Origin of the sequence: Paenibacillus sp. DS2015, assembly GCF_050433705.1 — a bacterium.
In the GTDB taxonomy this organism is placed as follows: domain Bacteria; phylum Bacillota; class Bacilli; order Paenibacillales; family Paenibacillaceae; genus Paenibacillus_AQ.
In genome coordinates this window covers 99,072-115,604 of sequence record NZ_JBNPWS010000006.1, presented here as the reverse complement: position 1 = coordinate 115,604, position 16,533 = coordinate 99,072, and the positions used below count along the sequence as shown (strand labels likewise).

The following is a 16,533-nucleotide window of genomic DNA, read 5'->3' as shown; positions in this document are numbered from 1 at the left end:
ATCACCTGACCCTATTTCGCTCTCGATATAAATCTCCACATCCATTCCTTTCATTCGTTTGCTCCATTAACCAACGAATCGCTTGCATGTGGTCTGAGACAATGATATTTAATAATGGATCTACGCTACCTCGTTTGGTACGCTTGCGGTTCATACGCCCTACCTGAAGAACACGAACTGCAGCTACCTTCAATCCGGAGTGTACAGCTATGGTTAACGCTAATGGTGGAACTGATAAACACTCGGATCCCAGAATATTGAGCGCCTTTCGACTTAATGCATGCGGAACAGCTGTCATTGAAGCACCTTTAAGATCTGAACGAGACAACATTCCATTCAATACATGCTTGGCTAACACAACGGGGTGAGCTTGTTTGTGATTAACAGGACCACTATATTGATTAAGAGCGACGTCAGTCCCCGAAAGAACAGCATCCACAAATGGGCGTAATTCCTTAGCAGAAATGATCATATCGCCATCTATAAACAACAATACTTTTCCCCTAGCAGCCTGCGCCCCCACAGTTCTTCCAACGTCATGACCTAGTGGGTTCTCATATTCCAGTACCGTCGCACCGTACCTTCTAGCTATAGAGGATGTTCCATCTGTACAACCATTAGCCACGACAAGTACTTCTACGCTCCGATGGACCTGTCTAGCTTCTCGAACGATCGCGCCAATCGTCTTTCGTTCATTCATCACTGGAACGATGACAGAAACAATGGGCACATCATGATGATTTCTCTTAGCTCTTTGTCGCACATCACGTAACGGATGCCGATCCTTGATGGGTCTCTTAGAGAAATGGAGTCTGGTTCTCATACTGACCCTCTCTCCTCCCTAATGCGAGTATAGATAATCTTGTTAATATTCAGTTTATGTTAGGTCAATCATCCCGTAACGGCGTTTGTACATCGAATATGTATAAATGTATGAAATAAAAATAGGTATCTCCCGAATGGAAAGATACCTAACTAAGATTCGATTATCTATCCGATGTTCTAATGACCTAGCTAATATAAGGTGAAGAACCCACTACAATCCAAGATAAATATCCAAACGACTGTGATCCCATACCTTCACGTCGAACAACTTCAATTTTGGCGCTTTCCTCTCGTTGTGATTTCAGCGATGCATAAAAGTCAGGATGGTTACACATGGCGACAATCACATAATGAATGTCTGGAAAAGATTTCTCAAAGGTAACCGACACCTCCACGCAATTCTCTCCCATTTTGAAAATAAAAGGTGTCATTCCGAACTGCTGTAGCGTCGGCTCACTTGAACTACTGCATACAGGAGTAAATGTGAGATGCTCTGGTGTGACAGATTCCGTCACCAAATGTTTACCCTCAACGGCACCCTCCTGCAAATGATCTGCTCCAACCAGTTTAGACCCGAGATGCCATTCTTGCACACTCTGCGCTTGCAGATGCTCCGAACCAACCGCACCCTCTTGCAGTGCTTCACTTCCTACTGCTTCTATGCCCATCTTCTCAGCTGTAACCGCATGATCCTGGATCGCTTGAGTTCCTACCGCTTCTGGACCCAATTTCGCCGCAGTAACGGCTCCCTCCTGGAGCGATGCAGTATTCACCGAGGACGCCGCCATGTGGTCATTGACAACCGCACCCATTGCGATATGCCACTCCTGCACACTTTGCGCTTGCAGATGCACCGAACCGACCGCACCCTCTTGCAGTGCTTCACTTCCTATGGCCTCCTTACCCACCTTCTCAGCCGTAACCGCATGATCCTGGATCGTTTGAGTTCCTACCGCTTCTGCACCCATCTTCGCCGCAGTAACGGCTCCCTCCTGGAGCGCTGCAGTATTCACTGAAGACGCCGCCAAGTGATCATTGACAACCGTACCCGATGCGATATGCCACTCCTGCACGCTCTGCGCTTGCAAATGCACCGAACCGACCGCACCCTCTTGCAGTGCTTCACTTCCTATTGCTTCTATGCCCACCTTCTCAGCCGTGACCGCATGATCCTGGATCGCTTGAGTTCCTACCGCTTCTGCACCCATCTTTGCCGCAGTAACGGCTCCCTCCTGGAGCGCTGTTGTATTCACTGAGGACGCCGCCAAGTGATCATTGACAACCGCACCCATTGCGATATGCCACTCCTGCACACTTTGCGCTTGCAGATGCACCGAACCGACCGCACCCTCTTGCAGTGCTTCACTTCCTATGGCCTCCTTACCCACCTTCTCAGCCGTAACCGCATGATCCTGGATCGTTTGAGTTCCTACCGCTTCTGCACCCATCTTCGCCGCAGTAACGGCTCCCTCCTGGAGCGCTGCAGTATTCACTGAAGACGCCGCCAAGTGATCATTGACAACCGTACCCGATGCGATATGCCACTCCTGCACGCTCTGCGCTTGCAAATGCACCGAACCGACCGCACCCTCTTGCAGTGCTTCACTTCCTATGGCCTCCTTACCCACCTTCTCAGCCGTAACCGCATGATCCTGGATCGTTTGAGTTCCTACCGCTTCTGCACCCATCTTCGCCGCAGTAACGGCACCCTCTTGAATCGCTGTAGTATTCACTGAAGACGCCGCCAAGTGATCATTGACAACCGCCCCCATTGCGATATGCCACTCTTGCACGCTGTATGCTTGCAGGTGCTCCACTCCTACCGTTCCTGTCTGCAGCGCTTCGCTTCCTACGGAATCTACACCGAGCTTTGCTGCTGTGACCGCACCTTCTTGCAGCGCTAAACTTCCCACGGAAGAAGCTGCTAAATGGTCGCTACCGACTAGGCCTGAAGCTAAGTGCCATTCCTGCACGCTCTGCGCTTGTAAATGCTCTGAGCCCACTGCTCCTGCCTGTAGTGCTTCGCTTCCTACTGCATCATTCCCCAGCTTCGCAGACGTAACCGCACCTTCTTGCAGCGCCAGACTGCCCACAGAAGATGCTGCTAGATGAACGCCATCTAACGCACCATCTGCAAGGTGTCGCTTATGCACACTCTGAACCTTCAGATGCTCTGAGCCCACAGCACCTGCCTGTAGTGCTTCGCTACCGACCGATTCGACACTCAACTTATCGGCTGTGACAGCACCTTGTTGTATCGCTAATTCGCTCACTGAGGATGCCTCTATCTGCTCAAATCCAACCGATTCAGGCGCAAGATGTCCTTTGTGCACACTTTGGGCCTGAAGATGCTCAGCACCTACTGCGCCTGCCTGTAACACTTCTCTTCCTACGGAAGCTGCGCCAAGCTTCGCCGCCGTGACCGCACCCTCTTGGAGCGCTGCATGGCCAACAGAAGAGACTGCCATATGAGCCGCATCTACCGTCCCTGGTGCAAGGTGCCATTTCCGCACACTCTGTGCTTGTAGATGCTCTGAGCCTATAGCTCCGGACTTCAGCGCTTCACTTCCAACCGAAGCCGCGCCAAGTTTTGCAGCCGTAACTGCACCTTCTTGCAACATAGAGCTAGCTACAGAGGATGCCGCCAAATGGTCGCTACCGACTGCACCAGGCATGATATGCCATTCCTGTACGCTTTTCGCTTGTAGATGAGCAGCCCCTACAGCTCCAGATTGTAACGCTTCGCTCCCTACAGCTTCCGTGGCAAGCTTCGCGGCAGTGACTGCACTCTCCTGCAGTGCTGCATTACCTACAGAGGAAATCGCTAAGTGTTCTGCAGTTACTGCGCCTAACACGAGGTGCTCCTTCTGTACGCTCTGTGTTTGTAGATGCTTTGAGCTCACTGAATTCTCTTGGAGTGTCTCGCTACCTACTGCGGCTTTGCTCATATTCACAGCTGTAACCGCACCCTCTTGCAGTGCAGCACCACTCACTGACGAAGCAGCCAAATGTTGACTCTTTACGGCTCCTAATCCAATCTTAGAAGTCGTAACGGCACCCTCTTGCAAAGAACGAGTGCTTACGGTCTCTCCCGCCAAATGTTCACTAGTAACAGCCTCAGGTGCGAGATGATACTCCTGAATACTATGCGTTCGCAGATGATCTGAACCTACAGAATCAGCTTGTAGGATATTTCCCCCGATCGAATCGGGTGCATAATGTCTTTCCTCCACGCTTTCCTCTTGCAAATGCTCAGAGCCTACCGCATTTATATCCAGGGCATCAGCTCCTACTACTGCTGAAGAAAGATGCTCACTCCGTATAGATGCAGCTTTGATCTTGGAATGTCCAATACTCCCATCTGCTAGCTTAGAGGAAGTCACCGCCAAATCCTGAATCTTATCACTGGATACACTTTCAGGGGACAATTTGAGCGAAGTTACAGCATGATCGGCTAGATGCTGCGGGAACACCACTCCATGGGCTAACTGCTCGGTCTTAATACTCCCCAAAGCTAATTTACTACCTGTTACAGCGCCATCCTTCAATATGTGCGTGTCTACACTTGCTTCTTGTAAGTGATGTGTCGATACGGCTCTCGATGCAACATGTCGAGACTGAACCGATTCAGCCTGAATCTGGGCTGAGCCAATACTCTGTTCTGCGATATGCTTATCCTTTATGGCACCCATAGTAATATGATGAGAAGCAACACCATTATTAGCGATAATATGTCCTCCAACAGCGCCAGCAGAGAGTTTACTAAAAGTCACACTACCTTCAGCAAGCTTATCTGTTGTAATACCTGAATTCTGAACATGTCTTGTCACAATGCTGTTATCTGCAATATGCTGTTCTTCAATACTCCGTACTTCGATTTTATCTGCCGTCACGGAACGCGACTGTAAATGAATATCAGACAGACTATCTGCTGTGATATGTCCACCATGGATTGCTCCAGGACGAACATGTGCAGCGACAATCGCTTCAGGCGTAATATGAATTTCAGTAATGGCAGCTTTGGAAATATGTCGAGTCATTACAGCTTCATCAGCAATCTTATGTGGCAAAATACTTTGATCCGCAATTTTAGATGCTGTCACGGTCTGTTCCACAATATGAATGGTTCCGACGGATTGGTCTGCAAGTTTATTAGATCCTATACTTTGATTCGCAAGATGCGTACTTGTAATTTCACCTACACCGATATGCCTTCCGGTCAATTTGATTCCTAATAAGTGCTCTATTGTCAGAGCATCCAGTGATAGCACCTGTGAAGTAACTGCCCCTTGTTGAAGGTGTGTTCTTCCAACAGAGTCTGGAGCTAATTGCTCGGAATTCACACTTTTCGGAGCTAATTGATCACTACCAATCGATTCCTTCGCAATATGCTCTGTGGTTACGGAGTGATCACTAAGATGAATACTTTCTATAGTCTGTTTCGCAAGTTTATCACCTGTAATTTCACCGTTTCGAATTTTAGATCCTGTTACTGCTCCCTCGCTAAGCTTAGAAGTCTTGATCACTTCATTTACTAAATGATGATCCTGTATGCTAGATCCAGCAATCTTGCTTCCAGTAACAGAATCATCCTGCAACAGCTCATTTGAGATTAGCATATGACTCAGATGGCGTGGACCAATCGCACCATCTGCGATTTTGCTGGCATCCATGATTTGATTAGCAAATTTGGAAGAAGTGATACTTCCATCTTTGATTTTCTCCCCACCTATAGATCGATCACGAATTTTATTACCTGATAAGGAACTGTCTACAATGTGCTCCTCAATGATCGAATCAGGAGCAATTTTCGAAGAAATAACGGAGCCGTCAGCAAGTTGTATATGTGTCACAGCGTAGTCTGCAATAAATTCACTACCGATAATACCTGGCTGCAACTTCGTACGATCAATAGCTCCTTTCGCAATTTTATCTGTTGTTACAGATCCAAGACTTAGATCTTCTGTATAGATGAAAGCTTGAGGGGCACCGGGCATTTTCTTCTCCGCCAGAATCCACTCTACCTCTCTATTCTCCTCCTCTACCACAACCACATCATCAACCGAGCTCATCTCTTCAACTTCTACTTTCTGCTCTGTATGCACGGGCTCTGTTTCTGTTATGCTCGTGGCTTGGAATTCGACCTCATCTGCAACAGGCGCCGATACAGAATGAACACTAACTTGATTGCCCTCATTTTGCGATTGACGTCCTACCTTCTTGGATTTATTGATTAAATCCAGTTCTTGTAAATCCGGGTTATCAACAAAATAGAGACGCTTATTGGCTTTGGCCGATGGACTGCTCACCTTTTTTTTCAAAGCACTCGCTCCTTCCTGACGTAATGCATCTTTGGCATCATATGCGGATTTGTGGGCGATTGTCACCAAGTCTAATTAAAAATAGGCGCTAGTGCAGGGACAGCCGCCCGTCTTCTCCTCATCTCCTAGACATACAATATGAAATACAAATCCTAGAACAGTTACAGAAAAGGAGGGTGGCTGGCTGTGCACAGAATACATGTGGGGATTTTATTCAATAATAAAACGTACCTAGGAATACCGAATAGAGTAACTGGAGCAGAGTCCATTGATAATTACGAGGAAGCAGCGGCAATGTATGGGTTAATTCCTTGTTATTTCAGATTACAAGATTTGAATCTTAATACAGGTCAATGCACAGCCTATCTCAAAAAAAAACAGAACTATGTGCGGACTGCTATGCCCATCCCGAGCATTATCCATAATCGTGCCATTTATACAGACGCCAAAGCAATGTATAAGATAGAGACGTTACTTAAGAAAGGATTCATTATCTTTAATAGCTTTAATCGATATGGCAAAGATGAGATACACAAGTTACTCAATCAGAATGCCACATTACAACCCTATCTTCCTCATACGGTAGACGCCTCTATATCTACCATCGCTGACATGAAGACACGTTACGACGATCTGATACTCAAACCTTGTAGTGGCAGTATAGGACGGGGAATTATGAGACTTCAATATGTCAAATCGAGCTGGAGAGTAACATACACAAAGCCTGGATTAGATCCGAAGTCAGTTACCGAATTATTACCGAACGGCAGACTTCCGCTATTTCTACGCAACCATATCTACCATACCCCCTATCTAATACAAGAACGCATCCAACTTGCAACATATAAGGATTGTCCTTATGATCTTCGAGTTACGATTCAACGCGGTCATACTAGTCACTGGCAAGTTACGGGGATGTTTGCTAAAGTAGCCATGTCTAATTCATTCGTTACTAATATTGCTCGCGGTGGTGGGGTTTTTCCAGTCGGATATATTCTCTCAAAGAGCCATGACAACCTTCAACCAGAATCCTTAATCCATCGAGTGGAACAACTAGCTCTTCGCATTGTATATCAGCTAGAGAAGTATATTCCCTTTGCCGCTGATTTAGGAATGGATATCGGTCTTACAGCCTCAGGTCATCCGTATTTTATCGAATGCAATGGAAGAGACCAACGTTATGGGTTTCGGAAAGCAAATCTTACGGAAACTTGGAAAAGTTCTTATAAACAACCGATGGGGTATGCTCGTTTTCTATATGATCATGAGCTCAAGAGTACAGACTAGCCGGTACGTAATAATACATGATATTAAATCATCGACCCAACGTAATAGAATTGACATCCCCCAAAAGCAGATCCTAAGTCAATTAACAATCATGGTTAAATGACTTCATCGTCCAAAAAAGACGGCATTCGTTTACCGATGAAAAGGAACTGCCTTCTTCCCATTCTAGCCTCACGATTTCGCTTCTCCCCTTATATTTCATGAGCCCCTGTTGGCAAGAATAGCGTTAACCTTATTGATTTAAAATCTATTCTATGTCAATATATTGCAGAGTGCTTACTTAGATCTGAAGGGAGAATTGACCATGGCAAAAAAAATAATGCGACTAATGACTGAGCTCTCCTCCAGAAAATCAATTTCCAAAATAATGGGTCGCTTTTCTCACAGCAGAGTAAGCCGACACTTCATCCCAATGTTTATCAAAACCTATCAAATCCCCGTATTTGAAGCGGAGAAAGATATACTTGAGTACCGTACACTTAATGCCTTCTTCACACGCAAGCTCAAAACGGGTATGCGACCCATCGATGAATCTGAACATTCATTAACAAGCCCTGTAGACGGCCTAATTACAGCAATGGGTCCAATTTCTTCTGGAACAATATTAAACGTTAAAGGGCAGAACTATACGGTAAAGGAGCTTCTTCATCACTCCCCTCATTTAGAGCTATATAATAATGGTTATGTATTCGTGTTATACCTTAGTCCAACCAACTATCATCGCATTCACTCTCCAGTCACTGGAATAAAGGTTGAAAGCGAACATATAAAAGGTCGGGTATATCCCGTGAATGATTTCGCTATGACACATATGCCCTCGGTGTTAAGCCGTAATGAAAGGCTCATCACATACATCAAGCATGAATTTGGAGAAATCGCTGTTGTAAAAGTCGGCGCTATGAACGTTAGCAGTATTCAATATAGTGATTCGGACGTAACAGCATGGGACAAGGGTGATGATTTAGCATATTTCGAATTCGGGTCAACCGTCGTCTTGCTGACTGAGAATGGTTCTTTTACACCATCTGGGGATCTAAAGGTTGGAGATGCTGTACGTATGGGCCAATACCTAGGTCATATGCATGTTTCTGAACAGTCTACTCAGCGTTAAGATTTCCTTGCTAGAAGCTTGAGTATCATACGCTGGAACCAACGTTCTGGCAACCCTCGCTTCGCAAGCATAGTGACTCTTGTTCCAAAAGGCGTCCGATATCGAAATGCTGGGGACTTCATTGCAACGATACGTGCCACAAGTTTGGCCACCTCCATCGGATTACCCGCATTCTCTGCACTCCTTTTGGAATAGTTCAGAATAGATTTCAATAACTCCTGATAAGGCGAATCTGCTTGGCTACTCATGGAAGAGAATCCTTTGTCCCAGATCGGTGTCCCGTATGCACCAGGTTGAATCAGAACGACGTCAATGCCAAAGGGCTTCACCTCGAGTGCCAGACATTCACTAAATCCCTCCACCGCAAATTTAGAGGAAGCATAGGGACCAAAGCCGGGAAACCCCACTTCGCCACTAATGCTGCTCAGCTGAATAATTCTTCCACTATTGTTTGCTCTCATCAGAGGTAGGACAGCCTTAGTAACACATACCATTCCAATGAAATTTGTCTCCATCTGCTCTCGCCAGACAGATAAAGGAATTTCCTCGATTAATCCTCCTAGTGCTTCTCCTGCATTATTAACCAACACATCCAAACGACCATAACATTCACTTATTTGTTGAACTACCGATGTCACTTGTTCTTCATTCCGTACATCCATTCCTTTTACAACGATAGATGATTCTACTCCTGCAACACGGGCCGCTTCCAACAATGCACCCTGTGCCTCGGGTCGGCGCATACTTGCCACGACTACATATCCTTGCTTGGCAAGTGCTATGCTTGTAAGGAGCCCGAATCCACTTGAGCAACCTGTAACAAGAGCAACACGCCCAAACTCAGTACCTCTCCCCATGATCACTCACCTCAACCTTCCTCATTTCACTTTCCTGAAGATTACATAACAATCACACAAAAAACAACTTTAGGAAAATACATTTCCCAAGCTGTTTTCTGTACTTCATATATAATTTCATCTTTTTCATTTTCATTGATAGGTTTAGAACCACATTGCGCTCTCAGCTTCACTTCGTTTCAATCGTCTCAAACGATTCTGAAACAAACTTCCGCAAATTACAACACTGACCCGGCTGCGAAACCGCCGTCTATAACTCATGCATTATACCTCCTTTCCTTCAATTAGAATAACAAAAGTATTTACCCTCGTTTCACACAATCGAATCACACTACTAAAGACTACATATTCCATTAGCGAATTTCCGAAGGATTCTGTCCTGTATATTGTTTGAATTGACGACTGAAAAAAAAGATATCACGATAACCCAACGCATCAGCTACTTCTGTGACATTCATCCCAGCGTGAAGTAATAAATGTTGAGCTCTCTCGATACGTGTCTTTATAATATAGGATTGTACAGGTGATCCAATTAACTCCTTAAATTTGATCGAGAAATAACGTGGCGACAATCCCGCACGAGCCGCCAAATCCTCCACGCGATGTTGAATACCAGGATGTTGTTTGACGTAGTTCGCTATTTCATGAATCACTTCCGCTAGCTGGTTACTAACGGTTTTCTCTATCGGCTTCTCCTTATCTTCCCGCAACAAATGAATCATTAATTGCTTTAGAATGAGCTGCCCCTCTTCTTCAGCTCCATAGGTATGTACTAAGAACAAACGTACATAACGGGCCAGCATATATTCAAAATCCAGCGTTTCTCGCACGGTTCGATAAGGAAGTGGAATTTCATTCACTGGCTCTAGTACATCAAAATGAATATAAGTCAGCACAAGTGGCTTCTGTGGATTGTGCGACGCACTTGTATGGTCTCCGGGACGGAAGAGAAAACAGCTTCCTTTACCGACAGAGAATGATTCATCATTCTGAAATACCGTACCCTCTCCACTCCAAACGTAGAACAGATCATAATTTTGCATTGGATTCTCTCGCTTTTGCCACTTCCAATTCGGTTCACATACAATTTTGGCCAAAGCAGGCTTGATCTCAAAAGAGGACGGCGATGCATGCAGCATGTCGTGATTCCCCCCTCATTTATGTATTCAACTACTGTCTATCCATAATACTCTGTCCTGACTGTTTTTGCACATCTTTCCATGCCTGTACGAGTCGTAGCACACCCTCTGTTAACATATTCTCGTCTAAATGCGCGAAACCAAAACAAACAGCTGGTGGACCAGATTCGAGCCGATATAACGAAGCATCCCTGAACTCTACACCTCTCGCTTTCGCAGCTGATACAAAAGCTGTAAATTGTTGTGGTGACTGTTGCCAAAGGGCATATACATGTAAACCTGCATCTCCGGGTACGATTGTGAACAATTCTGGAACATGCTTTGTCATGAGGCTACACAATATATCATACTTAGCCCCAAAAATGCGAGTCATCCGCCGTAAATGTCTCCCATAATGACCTCGACTCATAAAGTGTGCAAGCGCCCTCTGTTCAAGTACACCTGTCGAGAATGGGTCATACAGTGCCTTTGCACAAGCTACCGGCTCCACAAGTGAGCTTGGAAGGACAGCATAGCCTAGACGTAACCCCGCAAACATGGTTTTAGAGAACGAGCCAAGATAAATGACCCTATCCCCATCATCTAGGGTCTTCAAAGGTTCAATCGGACGACCGCCCCACCGGAACTCACTATCATAATCATCTTCAACAATCACTGCAGCATTCTTCTGGGCCCAAGCTAGAAGTTGCCTGCGCCGCCCTAGACTAAGTACCGCTCCAGTAGGATATTGACGACTAGGGGTTACGAAGAGCATTCGCGCCTTCCAATCCTGTGGGATGATCCCACTAGCATCCACATCAGCTGATAATATCATCCCACCACAAGCTTGCACGGCCCTATGGATGCCATGATATCCTGGATTTTCAACGATAACAGGATCTCCTTCGTTAACGAGTAATTGCGTAAGCAGAACGATCCCTTGCATAGATCCACTGAATAATACGATGTTGGAAGCTTGGGCATCCATGCCTCGCGTAACTCTTAAATGACCTGCAATAGCCTCACGAAGCTGAATTTCTCCTGCAGGATGAGTGAAATGGTGCAAAGACTCACCACCCCTTCCCCCTGCATATGCTAAGGAACTTCTCCACTCTGCATAGGGAAAGTAATCCATTGACCCCGCCTCAGGCAAGAATCTAATCACCTCAGGCAAGCTAGGTTCCATCGTTGAGATGCCTTGCAAATGGGTCATCCTCTGTCCCCATGATGATAATTGAATATCACTCGGGGATGGCTGAAATAGTTGAGGTGATGGGCCCGAATGTGCAACAAAAGTACCCCTACCTAATTCCATTTGAACATACCCCTCCGAGAGTAACATCTCATAACTCTGAGTCACCGACCCTCTAGAGATGCCATATAGATTCGCTAAATATCTAGTAGAAGGAAGCTTACTTCCGGCAGGCAACCTTCCTTCTCGAATGGCATCTCTCAGACTATGGTAAAGGGCCAAGTACTTATAGCGATATTTCTCCATGTAGGAGGTCATGGGTAATGCTAATTCCATATTCTATTCCCTCCTTGGTGAATCCTTGGTGAACCTTGGTGAACACTGAACAAGTCGAGTGGACTATAAAAATAACTCTAAATGGGATCTTTTTTATTGTCAATGAATGCCATAGGATGAGTCATAAGCAGCGAATATGAGTTGTATTTGACCAGGAGGCTCTAACCTATGAGAAGAAAAGAATTTAACATCCCTAACGAACATGAAATCGAACAATTTCTATCCAAAATGAGCTTTGGTTTTCTAGGAACTGTAGATGAAGATGGATCTCCCCGTGTGACACCGCTTAATTTTGTATTTGATCAAGGCTCCTTCTTTTTCCATGGAAGCCGTGTTGGGGAAAAAATGGATCACTTATCTGCTGATCCGCGGGTAAGCTTTACAGTGGCTGAAGAATTAGCCATCATTCCATCCTATTTCACGGATCCGAATATGGCTTGTCCAGCCACAGCCTACTTTAAAAGTGTAACGACAAGCGGAACAGCACAGATCGTTGTGGATCCCTTAGAAAAGGCAAGAGTTTTCACCCTACTCATGAACAAACTCCAACCTGAAGGAGGTTACGACCCTATAGACCCAACTGACCCGAGATATACATCAAGGCTGAAGGGGGTGGCTATGATTCGGATTACTCCTAACCATGTGACTGCTAAGTTCAAGTTCGGTCAGAATTTAGCAGAAGCTAGTATGGACAAGGTAATAAAGGGACTTCAAGAGCGTTCTTTACTTCATGATGAAGAAACCATTGAGCTCATGAAAAAATACTGCCCATACATGCCATAGTTTGTTATTTATCAGTGACGCTTCCTGAGCTAGGTGGTATAATATGAACCAGCGAAAATCGATTCTTACCATATCTAAACAGACTCGGAAGGATGGAACAAATGAACCCAATTGCTGGACAGTTAAATGAGAGTATCAAAGCAGCTAATACACACGTTTACGACATGTTATCGACACTCGGGAGGGAAATCTATTTCCCTAAGGAAGGTATTCTTAGTCAATCCGCTGAGGCCACCAGTCACGCTAAGAAATACAATGCAACGATTGGTATCGCCACTGAGGGTGGAGTTCCGATGCACTTAGGTGTTATTCAAGAGAAGCTATCTGCCTTTGAACCCAAGGATCTTTACAGCTATGCTCCACCAGCAGGTAAACCGGAGCTTCGTACAGTGTGGCGCAGCAAAATGCTGCAAGAAAATCCTACCTTACAAGATAAATCCTTTGGGAACCCCGTTGTAACCAATGCGCTAACACATGGTCTGAGCATTGTCGCTGATTTGTTCTGTAATGAAGGGGACGCTGTCATTTACCCTGATAAGAATTGGGAGAACTATGAGCTCACTTTTGGCGTTCGCCGTCATGGTGTCACAGTTAACTACCCACTATTCAGCGAAGATCAGACATTCAATAGTAATGGACTTCGTGATGCTCTGCTCTCTCAGAAAGACAAAGGTAAAGCAATCGTTCTACTGAACTTCCCTAACAACCCTACAGGTTATACCCCAGGTATTCAGGAAGGTGAAGAAATCGTCGCAGTCATCAAAGAAGCTGCTGATGCAGGTATTAATGTTGTGGTCGTTACTGATGATGCCTACTTTGCCCTTTTCTTCGAGGATTCCTTGAAAGAATCCCTGTTTGGTAAACTTGCTGGAATCCACCCCCGGGTCCTGGCAGTCAAAATAGATGGAGCAACAAAGGAAGAATTCGTATGGGGCTTCCGCGTTGGATTTATAACCTATGCATCGGACAGCAAGGAAGTTCTAGCCGCCTTGGAACAAAAGACATTAGGTATTATCCGGGCTACCATTTCAAGTGGACCTCATCCTTCACAGACTTTTGTTCTGGATGCTCTTAAATCTCCTGAGTTTAAAGCTCAGAAAGAAGAGAAATTCCAAATCATGAAGGGTCGGGCGAACCGAGTTAAAGCATTGCTGGATAATGACAAGTATAAAGAAGTTTGGGAGTACTATCCCTTTAATTCTGGTTACTTCATGTGTCTTAAGCTTAAAACTGTAACGGCTGAGGCTCTGCGTGTTCACTTAATTCATGAATATGGCGTGGGTACCATTGCTCTTGGAGAGCATGATCTACGAATCGCTTTCTCATGCATTGATGAAGAGTATTTAGAGGATCTTTATAGTCTGATCTATAAAGGCATTCAAGATCTACAAACTACGACAAAATAAGTACAGATTTTTACGATTTATTTGTATAGTGTTATGCCCAGTCATCCAATTGCCCACTTTCATACAATAAGATCGTACAGCATTACTTCGTTATGAGAGGGGAATGGGCATGGGTGCAGAAGAAGTAAGAGAGGGTTATGATAGTGGTGATTTTTCTAACACTGGTGCTATCTTAGTTCTCTTCATTCTTTTGGTTATCATCGCACGTTCTTTGTGGTAATAACGCCATGCAAAAAGGTACCGTCCATGTGGGCGGTACCTTTTTCTTTTAAAGAAATTGTTCCTCTATTAGACTACCTACCTAGATTATTCATCATCCGAATCTACGTTTCCTTTACGTGAAAGACGGATCCGGAATAACAAGGACATTAATAATCCTGCAACTAATGTTCCCACTAGCAGACCCACTTGTGATAATCCTGTACCCAGTAAAGGTAACCATAGAATACAAGCACTGAGTACAAGCGCGCGAAATACAAACTCAGTCGCATTCTCTTGTCTGCTGTTCGGCTGAATTGGATATATATTCAACCAAAAGGATTCACTGTGAAATCGTTTAAGAGACGATAACTGCATCCCAATAATGAATAAGAAGAACAAATAAATACCGCTAGCAAGCAAGCTCCCACGTGTCCACCATACAAGTAGTAATCCAAGTAGACCTGCGCGAATAATAATGCCTAGAATATCACTACGTATGAAACTTTTCGTAATAAGATATCTGTAAGCATATTGAGATTTCCAGGGTATCCCACTTCCTAATCTTGAGAGCAGACGGCGTGAATACACACGTTGCTGACGTTCTGGAACATTCACGAACCAACCTAGAACTAACATCACTCGGCCGATTTGAGTTTTCTCTTTCGCAATAAGTCGCTCCCATGCCACTAGATGCTTAACAGGAAAAGTACCCGCTACGATAAAGGTGATGCATAGTAACCCTATATAGACAAGACTCTTACCCGTAGGCTCCCATAGCCAGGACGCAATAGCAAGTGTCATAACTGCCCACCGGAGTAACCGATATCCCAGAGCAGCACGTATCGAGACCATAGATAGTTCCTTCCACCCACCATAGCTAGAAATAATTTTGAGGATAATGAGAAGTATCATAAAGCTCAAGAACGACTTGGGCTCAGCATCAGCTCGCACATAAAGCGGCCAGGAAATTAAGAAAACTAACACAAGGCCCACTACCTTATACACTACACCGCTAGTCCAACTTCCTGATAAGTACTCTTTCATTCTCGACTCCTGTGGTAGCAGGAATACAACATCTGGTGATTGTAAATAAGTTCGAAAACTACTGTGTATCGTCAAGGGTACTAACAGAATTAGCATGATCCAGCGAATAGGTAGCCCGTCCGGAATATGCTGTACAAAAGATGTATACCATGCAGAGAACGTAATGAATGCAAACATAAACATTACCGCAACACCACTCTGCATGACATATCCTAAATAAGGGATGATTTCACCCCAAAATTGTCGACGCCGATCAACTCGTAGACTCTTCAGATCCATACTCAGACCTTACCTTGAACAAGTGTATAGAAGAGTTCCTCAAGTGGAGCTCCTGGCATTCCTGCTTGTTCGGCAATTTCTTGCAACGTGCCATGAGCTATAATACTACCCTGATGTAGAACAATAAAACGATCACAATAATTCTCAATGGTCGATAGAATGTGTGAACTCAATAGAATGGAAGCTCCTGTTGCTTTGAGTTCCAACATGAAATCTAACAAGGAGCGAATTCCAAGAGGATCTAGTCCCAAGAATGGTTCATCGATAATATACAATGAAGGGCGTGCAATAAATGCACACATAATCATAACCTTCTGCTTCATTCCTTTAGATAAGATGGAGGATAAGCTATCCATCTTATCTTCCATCCGGAATAGCTCAGATAGTTTACTCGACCGTTCTTCATAATCTTTTTTCGATACATTATAAGCTCGTGCAGTGAACTCTAGATGTTCTCTAACCGTCATCTCTTCGTATAACAGTGGGGATTCCGGCACAAATGCAAGCGCACTATGATAAGCTTCAGAGTCTTCTTCTCTTTTTTTACCTTGCACACGAATATCACCCTTTTGAGGTGTCATAAGGCCTAAAATATGTTTCATAGTCGTACTTTTCCCAGCACCATTAAGACCGATCAGTCCGATCATTTCCCCAGTTCCCACCTCAAAATTTACATCATGTAGGACAGGACGATTCAGGCTATAGCCGCCGGTCAATCCTTGAATATCAAGTACAGGCGTATCACTCATTATTCTCACCTCGATTACATAGTA

Annotated in this window: 12 protein-coding genes; 5 read left to right on the top strand and 7 right to left on the bottom strand. The window is 44.8% G+C overall.

The window, feature by feature from the left end:
* Position 1: 1 nt before the first annotated feature.
* Positions 2-823 carry a glycosyltransferase family 2 protein gene (locus J2T13_RS07910; protein ID WP_429370007.1) on the bottom strand — a complete coding sequence of 274 codons (822 nt, stop codon included), beginning with the start codon at positions 821-823 and terminating at the stop codon, positions 2-4.
* A gap of 187 nt (positions 824-1,010) precedes the next feature.
* Entirely contained in the window at positions 1,011-6,212 is a 5,202-nt protein-coding gene (locus tag J2T13_RS07905) for a WIAG-tail domain (protein ID WP_429370187.1), read from the bottom strand.
* Positions 6,213-6,332: 120 nt separating this feature from the next.
* Between J2T13_RS07905 and J2T13_RS07900 the strand changes: the two genes are divergently transcribed.
* Positions 6,333-7,433: a YheC/YheD family protein gene (locus J2T13_RS07900; protein WP_429370005.1), complete on the top strand. Its 1,101-nt coding sequence runs from the start codon at positions 6,333-6,335 to the stop codon at positions 7,431-7,433.
* A 304-nt stretch (positions 7,434-7,737) separates the two neighbouring features.
* Positions 7,738-8,544, top strand: coding sequence for an archaetidylserine decarboxylase (gene asd, locus J2T13_RS07895; RefSeq protein ID WP_429370003.1), 807 nt, complete (start codon positions 7,738-7,740; stop codon positions 8,542-8,544).
* On the opposite strand, the gene J2T13_RS07890 is transcribed toward asd, so the two are convergent.
* From J2T13_RS07890 to J2T13_RS07880, 3 genes are all read right to left on the bottom strand, one after another.
* A complete protein-coding gene (locus J2T13_RS07890; protein WP_429370001.1) occupies positions 8,541-9,401 on the bottom strand; it encodes an SDR family oxidoreductase in 861 nt (286 codons plus the stop codon). The genes asd and J2T13_RS07890 overlap by 4 nt on opposite strands.
* A 353-nt stretch (positions 9,402-9,754) precedes the next feature.
* A complete protein-coding gene (locus J2T13_RS07885; protein ID WP_429369999.1) occupies positions 9,755-10,540 on the bottom strand; it encodes a helix-turn-helix domain-containing protein in 786 nt (261 codons plus the stop codon).
* Between the two features lie 31 nt (positions 10,541-10,571).
* The gene (locus J2T13_RS07880) at positions 10,572-12,047 is read right to left on the bottom strand and encodes a PLP-dependent aminotransferase family protein (RefSeq protein ID WP_429369997.1); all 1,476 of its coding nucleotides are present in this window, start codon (positions 12,045-12,047) and stop codon (positions 10,572-10,574) included.
* Positions 12,048-12,215: 168 nt separating this feature from the next.
* On the opposite strand from J2T13_RS07880, the gene J2T13_RS07875 reads away from it, so the two are divergent.
* The 3 genes from J2T13_RS07875 (at position 12,216) to J2T13_RS07865 (ending at position 14,456) form a co-directional block, all read left to right on the top strand.
* Complete coding sequence (locus J2T13_RS07875) at positions 12,216-12,830, top strand: pyridoxamine 5'-phosphate oxidase family protein (protein WP_429369995.1); 615 nt, start codon at positions 12,216-12,218, stop codon at positions 12,828-12,830.
* A 101-nt stretch (positions 12,831-12,931) separates the two neighbouring features.
* The gene (locus J2T13_RS07870) at positions 12,932-14,236 is read left to right on the top strand and encodes an aminotransferase class I/II-fold pyridoxal phosphate-dependent enzyme (protein WP_429370185.1); all 1,305 of its coding nucleotides are present in this window, start codon (positions 12,932-12,934) and stop codon (positions 14,234-14,236) included.
* Between the two features lie 109 nt (positions 14,237-14,345).
* Positions 14,346-14,456, top strand: coding sequence for a YjcZ family sporulation protein (locus J2T13_RS07865; protein WP_429369993.1), 111 nt, complete (start codon positions 14,346-14,348; stop codon positions 14,454-14,456).
* Positions 14,457-14,542: 86 nt separating this feature from the next.
* On the opposite strand, the gene J2T13_RS07860 is transcribed toward J2T13_RS07865, so the two are convergent.
* Both J2T13_RS07860 and J2T13_RS07855 read right to left on the bottom strand, forming a co-directional pair.
* On the bottom strand, positions 14,543-15,760 hold the full coding sequence (locus J2T13_RS07860; RefSeq protein WP_429369991.1) for an ABC transporter permease: 1,218 nt from the start codon (positions 15,758-15,760) through the stop codon (positions 14,543-14,545).
* Positions 15,761-15,762: 2 nt separating this feature from the next.
* Positions 15,763-16,509, bottom strand: coding sequence for an ABC transporter ATP-binding protein (locus J2T13_RS07855; RefSeq protein ID WP_429369989.1), 747 nt, complete (start codon positions 16,507-16,509; stop codon positions 15,763-15,765).
* Between the last annotated feature and the right edge of the window lie 24 nt (positions 16,510-16,533).

What these genes read in the sequence shown, in the direction of transcription:
- J2T13_RS07910 (WP_429370007.1), bottom strand. Translation starts at nt 823, where the DNA reads ATGAGAACCAGACTCCATTTCTCTAAGAGACCCATCAAGGATCGGCAT.
- asd (WP_429370003.1), top strand. Translation starts at nt 7,738, where the DNA reads ATGGCAAAAAAAATAATGCGACTAATGACTGAGCTCTCCTCCAGAAAA.
- J2T13_RS07890 (WP_429370001.1), bottom strand. Translation starts at nt 9,401, where the DNA reads ATGGGGAGAGGTACTGAGTTTGGGCGTGTTGCTCTTGTTACAGGTTGC.
- J2T13_RS07885 (WP_429369999.1), bottom strand. Translation starts at nt 10,540, where the DNA reads ATGCTGCATGCATCGCCGTCCTCTTTTGAGATCAAGCCTGCTTTGGCC.
- J2T13_RS07880 (WP_429369997.1), bottom strand. Translation starts at nt 12,047, where the DNA reads ATGGAATTAGCATTACCCATGACCTCCTACATGGAGAAATATCGCTAT.
- J2T13_RS07875 (WP_429369995.1), top strand. Translation starts at nt 12,216, where the DNA reads ATGAGAAGAAAAGAATTTAACATCCCTAACGAACATGAAATCGAACAA.
- J2T13_RS07870 (WP_429370185.1), top strand. Translation starts at nt 12,932, where the DNA reads ATGAACCCAATTGCTGGACAGTTAAATGAGAGTATCAAAGCAGCTAAT.
- J2T13_RS07865 (WP_429369993.1), top strand. Translation starts at nt 14,346, where the DNA reads ATGGGTGCAGAAGAAGTAAGAGAGGGTTATGATAGTGGTGATTTTTCT.
- J2T13_RS07860 (WP_429369991.1), bottom strand. Translation starts at nt 15,760, where the DNA reads ATGGATCTGAAGAGTCTACGAGTTGATCGGCGTCGACAATTTTGGGGT.
- J2T13_RS07855 (WP_429369989.1), bottom strand. Translation starts at nt 16,509, where the DNA reads ATGAGTGATACGCCTGTACTTGATATTCAAGGATTGACCGGCGGCTAT.